The 4,798-nt window shown below is 66.0% G+C and carries 5 protein-coding genes; 3 read left to right on the plus strand and 2 right to left on the minus strand.

The annotated features are described in order from the left end of the window. Together ACXJL8_RS34235 and ACXJL8_RS34240 are read left to right on the plus strand one after the other, a co-directional pair. On the plus strand, positions 1–439 hold a 439-nt coding region (locus ACXJL8_RS34235), incomplete at its 5' end, for a right-handed parallel beta-helix repeat-containing protein (RefSeq protein WP_456686384.1). A 123-nt stretch (positions 440–562) separates the two neighbouring features. After that, positions 563–1,126, plus strand: coding sequence for a tetratricopeptide repeat protein (locus ACXJL8_RS34240; RefSeq protein WP_456620884.1), 564 nt, complete (start codon positions 563–565; stop codon positions 1,124–1,126). A 161-nt stretch (positions 1,127–1,287) separates the two neighbouring features. On the opposite strand, the gene ACXJL8_RS34245 is transcribed toward ACXJL8_RS34240, so the two are convergent. Beyond that, positions 1,288–1,881: a prepilin peptidase gene (locus ACXJL8_RS34245; RefSeq protein ID WP_456686385.1), complete on the minus strand. Its 594-nt coding sequence runs from the start codon at positions 1,879–1,881 to the stop codon at positions 1,288–1,290. Between the two features lie 4 nt (positions 1,882–1,885). Beyond that, entirely contained in the window at positions 1,886–4,273 is a 2,388-nt protein-coding gene (gene gspD, locus ACXJL8_RS34250; protein ID WP_456686386.1) for a type II secretion system secretin GspD, read from the minus strand. 215 nt (positions 4,274–4,488) lie between these two features. Here gspD and ACXJL8_RS34255 point away from each other — a divergent pair. Further along, positions 4,489–4,798 (plus strand): GspE/PulE/PilB domain-containing protein (locus tag ACXJL8_RS34255; protein WP_456686387.1); only part of this gene is annotated, 310 nt, incomplete at its 3' end.

Below are 4,798 nucleotides of genomic sequence, written 5' to 3' on the forward strand. Positions count from 1 at the left end.
AACTTCAACAGTGCGGCCGAACTTCAACAGTGCGGCCGGCGTCGGCGTCTTCGTCAACCCGTCGAACTTCAACTCGATGCTGATGATCCGCGACAGCGTGATCTCGCACAACGGCACCGCGGCTGACGGCGCCGGGGTTAGCATCAACACGAACGGTGGCAGTTCGCGGAGCCTGATCAACAACACGGCCATCCACAAGAACTTCGTCGGTCTGAGCGTGCAGGGATCGTCTAACGCTCAGGTCAACAACAGCAGCATCTCGGAGAATTTGAGCACGGGCTTCTTCCTCGGCGGCACTGCTGGGGCGCGGATCGGACGCTCGATGATCGTCAACAATCTGGGCGCGGCGACCGTCGGCAGCGTGCTGTCGTATCTGGACAACCAGATCAACGGCAACAACCCGGACACGACGCCGGGTACCGCCGGCGGATATCACTAGGCCTGGTCCAATTGATGAGCTCCGGGCGCGGTGCGCCCGGAGCTTTTTTGTGGCCGGCGTGCACTATGGATTTCGAGCTACCCACGGACTAATCTGGCTGCGCAAGCAAGGGGAGCGGGTGGGATGGTGACCCTCGACAGCCACGATCCGGGGTTTTGCCGTGTAGCCCCGCAGGGATGGGTGCGCGGCTTTTCGCGACGGGCGGGATGGGGCTGCGCCGCCATTCTCCTGATGCTCGCGCTGGTGATCCCGGCCCATGCCCAGTCCCTCCGCCAGGGCGTCTCCGCCTTTCATCGTCAGGACTATGTGACGGCCTCCCGCGTCTTCATTCCGCTGGCCGAGCGGGGCAATGCGGCGGCGCAGTCCTATCTCGGCTTCCTGTTCGAGACCGGGCGCGGCGTGCCGCAGAACTACACGGAAGCCGCGATGTGGTACCGGCGGGCGGCGGAGCAGGGCGACAGCCTCGCCCAGTATTCGCTGGGGCTGCTCTACGACCGCGGCTTTGGCGTGCCGCAGGACATCGTCGAAGCCTCCAAATGGCTCAATCTGTCGACGGCCGCCGCGCCGCCGCGGTCGCGCGAGGCAAGGGCCCGGATCCGCGATGCCGTCACCACCAAGATGACGCGCGGGGAGATCGCCCAGGCCCGCCTGCGGGCGCTGGAATGGGCGCCGAGCCGCGAGCACTGATCGCCGGCCCGAGAAAAATACAGTCGCCGCCGTTGCGGCGGCTGCCACCTTGGGCTGTTGGGACCGCATTTCCGCGCAAACGCGTTCCGCGTTTGTCGCGAGGGAAAACCGCTGCGCACTTTGCGCTAACGCGGCCCTGCGGGTCCGGATCATGCTTTGGTTTAGCCCGGCCAGCCGCTCAGCCAGTTCGCGTACCAGGTCTCGCCCAGCCAGCCGATCCAGATCGCCGGCGCCAGGAACAGCCCGAACGGCAGGAAGGCCGTGGGGCGCAGCCGCTGTCTTCGCAGGGCAGCATGGATGAGATAGGCCCCGATCGCGAGCAGCGCCGCAAGCTCGATCAYCGCGGCCACGGTTGTGAGATCGAGCCATGCGCCGCAGACCGCGGCGAGCTTGACGTCGCCAAGCCCGAGCCCGTCGCGGCCGCGCCAGCGCCGGTACAGAGCCATCAGAACCAGGAGCGGGAGCGCCACAGCGGCCGCGCGGGCCACCGGCCAGAGCAGCGCCTCGACGCCGATGTCGGGCACGTACGCACCGGCGCGGATCAGGGCGAGCGCGAAGGCCGCGCCTGTCAGCTCATTCGGAATGAGATAGTGGCGCGCGTCGTTCGCCGCGATGGCGAGCATCAGGGCGGCCAGGAACGCGCCATACAGGCCTTCGGCGCCCGGCGCCGTGACGAGGCTCGCAAAGACGCCCACCAGCAGCGCGAGGCTCAGCACCAGCGGCAGGCCGATGTCGTCCTCAGCCTGATCCGTCACGCCCTTAGCGCGCCGCCCCGGGCGGGCTCACGGTGACCACGGGATTGCTGGTGCCGACCAGGCGGCTGTTCATCTTGCTGCGCATTTCCTCGGCAATGACATGTGCATCGACGCCGTCCTTGATGACGGTCGGGCGGATGAACAGGATCAACTCGGTGCGGGCGCGCGCGGTGGTCTGGTGCGAGAAGGCATCGCCCATGCCGGGAATGGAATCGAGGATCGGAATGCCCTGGCGCTGCCTGTTCTCGGTCTCGCTGATCAGGCCGGCGAGCAGCACGGTCTGCCCGCTCGTCACCGCGATCGAGCTCTTGACCCGGCGCTGCGAGATCGTCGGCGTCAGCGAGTTGGCGCTGCCGGCGGCCACGCTCGATATCTCCTGCTCGATGTCGAGCACGACATTGCCGTTGGCGTTGGCGCGCGGCAGCACGCGCAGGATGATGCCAGTGTTCTTGTAGTCGATGGTGTTGACGACGGTGTTGTTGGCGGTCAGCACCGTCGCGGTGCCGGTTGAGAACGGCACCTGGTCGCCGACCTGCAGGGTCGCCGCCTGGTTGTCCAGCACCACCAGCGACGGGTTCGACAGCACCTTGACGTTGGTGACGCCGTGCAGCGCGTCGAGAATGACGCGCGGCGAGTTTTCGGAGCCAATCAGGAAGTTGAAGCCCGGCAGCACGCGTCCGAGCAGCGCGCCGGCCGCGGCGTTTACCGCGGTGCTTGTTCCCTCGATATTGCTGCCGATCGTGGCCGAATTGCTGACGCCCGAGATGGTGTTGGAGATCGAGCCCTGCCTGCTGGCGAGGAAGAATTGCACGCCGTAGTTCAACTGGTCGTTCAGCGTGACCTCGGCGATCGTCGCCTCGATCCCGATCTGGCGCTGCGGCCGGTCGATCTGCCGGATCGTCTGCTCGACGACGCGTTGCGATTCCGCGTTGGCATAGACCAGCACTGCATTGTTGGTGACGTCGGCGGTGATCCGCACGTTCTGTAGGATCGCAGCGTTGGCGGGTTTCGAGCCCGRGCCAAGCAGCGAGCCGGCGCCGTTGTCCTGGCCGGGCGTGCCGGTGGCGGCCGGAGGCGCCGGACGCGCACCGAACGAAGAGCCGGGAGCACCGGTGACCGGAGTAGCGGCGCCCGCGGCCGCGGTCGGAAGCGCGCTGAGCGAGGCCACGGGGTTGGTTCCGGACGAGGACGTCGCGACGCCCGAGCCCGGTGAAATCTGGCTCGAGGCATTGTCGGGCGAGGACGTGCCGGTCGCGCTCTGGCTGAACAGGATCTCGTTCAACAGCGCCACCACCGATTTGGAATTGCCGTAGCGCAGCGGATAGGATTTCAGGTTCACGCCATCGGTGTCGGAGCGGTCGAGCCGCGCGATCCACACCTGCGCGCGCTTGAGGTATTCCGGCTTCTGGCTGACGACCATGATCGAGTTGAGGCGGCCGATCGGCTGGAACTTGACCACGCCCTGGCCCAGGCCGCCTTCGCCTGAATCCATGATCTTTTCCATCTCGGCGATGAGCGGCTCGGGCGTGGAGTTGCGCACCGGGAAGATGCCGACCGATTGCCCGCGCATCCAGTCCGCGTCGAACGACAGGATGGTGTCGATCGCGGTCGCCCGGTCGGTACCGCTGCCGCTGACGATCAGCGTGTTGCGGGCACCGTCGGGACGCATGGTCGAGGCCTTCACCCCGAAGGCATCGAGCAGCTTGAAGATGTTCTGGGCCGAGACATAGCGCAGCGGCACCACCGTGATGCCCTGGCCCGCCGCGGCGTTCGCCGAACGGTCGATGCCGCCGGGACCGGCTTCCGGTGCCGGCAGCAGGCGATAGCCGGTGCGGTCGCGCACCACCGCCACGCCGGACATGCGCAGCGCATTCTCCAGCACGTAGAGCGCGTCCGCCTTGGGCACCGGGCGCACGGAGGCAAGCGTCACGGTCCCCTGCACGCGCGGGTCGATCGTGTAGCCGACGTTGAGTACGTCACCAAGGATGACCTTTGCGACGGTCGCGACCGGCGCGTTCTCGAAATTGAGGTCGTAGCCGCTGCCGCCGGCATCGTCGCGTTCGGCGAGCGCGCCACCTTGCGGCGCTGCACCATCGCTGAGATAGATCGCGGGTTTCGACGATTTCGACTGGGCGATGCCGCTGGCCCCCGCATCCGCAGGTTGCCGTGGCTGAAGATCGATGGAGCGGACCTTGTCGGCGATGTCCTGCGCGCGGGGATCCCTGGGGTCCGCCTCCACCGATTGGTCGGCGGTGACGATGCAGGCCGTGAGCAGGAAGGCGGACGACAACAGAACGAGCGTTCCAGTCAACGCTGAGCGGCGGCGCAAAAGCGGCTGGACCACTTCAAACAAAATACGCCTGCCAACGCTGAGAGTGACTGAAGAATGCATCCGATCCCCCTTGGCTCGGACGCGCAATAATTTGCGCCACGATTATGTTTTTGCTAAGAAATAAGTCAAGGGCAAAGACTTTCCGTCACCCGTAGAAGCTGTTGCATTCAAGTAACAAGGTCAACGCTGTGAATGCGATGCGAGACCGCTCCGCAGATAGCTTCCGACAGCATCTCCTGGAAAAGTATGCACTGCCGCCACGGGCGCATGTCCGCGTGGAAAAGCCGGCCAATCCGGCGCTGACCCGACCTTTGCGCGAATTCTGGGAGGCCACCGATCTCTCCGCGGCCGACTTCGCCGACGAAGTGGCCGATTATTTTGCTCTGCTCCGGCTGAGCCTGCCGCAACTGCTCGCGACCACGCCTCGCCTCGACGGCTTTTCGCGCCGTTTCCTGCGCGAGTCCACGATCTTTCCCTTCAGCGCGCAAAATGGCGATTTTCGGTTGGCTGTCGCCGACCCCTCCGACACGGCTGCCATTCGCGCCGCCGAAATCGTGTTCGGTGCGCCGGTCGATGTCGTCGTCG

It is taken from the genome of Bradyrhizobium sp. P5_C11_2, from assembly GCF_054049755.1.